This window comes from Neglectibacter timonensis (genome assembly GCF_900048895.1).
Classification (GTDB): domain Bacteria; phylum Bacillota; class Clostridia; order Oscillospirales; family Acutalibacteraceae; genus Acutalibacter; species Acutalibacter timonensis.
Map to the genome: position 1 here is coordinate 1 of NZ_LT160630.1, position 2,062 is coordinate 2,062.

The 2,062-nt window shown below is 48.9% G+C and carries 3 protein-coding genes; 2 read left to right on the forward strand and 1 reads right to left on the reverse strand.

From position 1 onward, the window contains the following. Both BN3911_RS17440 and BN3911_RS00085 read left to right on the forward strand, forming a co-directional pair. Positions 1 to 1,235, forward strand: a 1,235-nt coding sequence (locus BN3911_RS17440; protein ID WP_207644485.1) for a hypothetical protein, incomplete at its 5' end; no start/stop codon positions are given. A 4-nt stretch (positions 1,236 to 1,239) separates the two neighbouring features. Next, the gene (locus BN3911_RS00085; RefSeq protein ID WP_147578458.1) at positions 1,240 to 1,650 is read left to right on the forward strand and encodes a hypothetical protein; all 411 of its coding nucleotides are present in this window, start codon (positions 1,240 to 1,242) and stop codon (positions 1,648 to 1,650) included. A gap of 263 nt (positions 1,651 to 1,913) precedes the next feature. On the opposite strand, the gene BN3911_RS16880 is transcribed toward BN3911_RS00085, so the two are convergent. Beyond that, positions 1,914 to 2,062: S-layer homology domain-containing protein (locus BN3911_RS16880; protein WP_147578459.1), on the reverse strand; the 149-nt coding region annotated here is incomplete at its 5' end.

Genomic DNA, 2,062 nt, shown 5'->3' on the forward strand with positions numbered 1-2,062 from the left:
GATTGATGGCGCAGAACGGGGGAGCGGAGATTTTGTATCCGGAACAGCCTGCGGCTGAGCTTCCGGACTGGGCCGCCGAAGGGATGGAGAAATTTGGGATTCCAGAGCTTTCCGGGGAACAGACGCTGCCAGAGCAGAGCCAAACGTACTCCCAAAGCCAGGCGGGAGAGGAAGCCGCCCAGGCGTTGATTCAGTTATTGCTGGATCAGGGGGAAATCACCCCGGAGGAGGCGGCAGAGCTGACAAACCAGGGAAAAAGACGCATCCAGATACCGGATTGGGATTACGGAGAACCGGAAGAGCTTGTGTCAGGTTATCCACTGGGCTGGAAGAAGCCCGGTGCTTTTCCGGAGGAAAAGAGAGGCGTTTCACGCCTCAGGGGTTCTTCCAGACGACCGCAGAGCGGTCGTCTGCTGCCAGGGATAGAAAGTTTTCTGCCGGAGGAATTCCAGAGGCCCCAGGGCTTGAGCGATTGGGATTGGAGCTTAAGGCAGGGCGAAGCAGCCGAAGCAAAGAGCGATTTGGAAAGAAGCGCGGCGCTGTATAATGTGGGACGGACCAAATTGAATGCGGCGAAAAGAATTTCGGAAGAGCTGGGCCGGAAGGTGGTCTTCGACGGGACGATGACTGTGGACAAAACGGGCGCAATAGATCCGGAGACGGGGACCATCCGCTTGAATGCCAGAGTGGGAGGTCCAGAGAATCTTTTCGACAACGCCCTGCGGCTTCTGGAGGAACAGGAGGCTGAATTCCCGCTGGACAGCGCGGATGCTGGAGGGTATAATTCAAAAGAGGAAAGGCTGCTCCTGGAGGCTGCGGGGGTTGGCGGGGCTAAAACGCTCACATATAAAACCACTTCAGGTATTAAATTAACTAGTGTCCCCCAAAAGACGACCACAGTTTTGGGAAGATACGATTCAGATACAAAAAATATTATAAAGGAGCTAGGCGTTCCTAAGAGTACTGATTTTTCGGGGAACAAAGGTGGATTTAATCTACTAAATACACCGGATGAATTGTACAAGACACCAGAGCAGTTTTGGAATGAATATAATAAACCGTTTTTGGATTCCGCGATAGATAGAGGAGATGATATTTTGATGGCAACGCCGATTAATAATAATACTTTATATACCAAGACTGGAGAATTAACCGGTTATGGCAAGGAGTATTTTTATTTAAAATCAAAAGGGTATAAACTAGTGAGTGGAAAAATGGTATTGGGAGGAGAATGAAGAAATGGTAATGAGCAAAGATGCGAAAAATAAAATCGAAAAAGAAGCTCTCTTCCTTGAGAAGTTAGGGTATGTAAAGACGGATGATGAGTATTCTGTACATTACACTTTAAACAATATTTCTATTCAGGTTGATTTTTTACGGAATTCAGAAGAAAGTGATGTTTTCATTCGATATTTGGACACCAATCAAGTGTTTAGTGTGGGATGGATTGCACTGGTCAGAAATAATCTGAAAGGGGAAAAAGGAAGAACGGAAAATGCTATTGAACTCGTCAGATATGTAAAAAGATATTACAGCTTGATAACGAATTTGCGATATTGCATGGATAGCAATATGTTAATTGATGAATATGTTCGTCAGCATCACTTTCAGTTTGAGAAAAGTGTAGCAGAGTTTTTAGAAAAGGCTTAATCATTCATAGGGAATAAGTAAGAGAGAAGGGCGCATCGCAGAATTTTCATTTCTGCAATGTGCCCTTTTTTGCGTTGGGAGGAAACTGGCGAGGGACGGAGCCGCCTGGGCGTTGATTCAGCTGCTGCCGGGTTAAGGGGATACCACCCCGGAGGAGGCCGGGCTGACGGCGCGGAACAGGGGATGGAAAAAGGGAGCCCGGAAAGGCGGGAAGCTCTTTCCGGGCTGGTTTTGAGAATTTTCAATATGCCTTTGCGGCGGGATTAGTTTGCGGTTTCCTGGTGGAACCGCTGGAGCATGGCCGCGGTTTCAGCGCGGGTGGCCTGTCCTCTTGGATCGAGGATGCCGCCGCCCTTGCCGTTCAAGATGCCCTGCCCTACGGCCCAGCCCAGGGGTTCCCTGGCATAGGCGG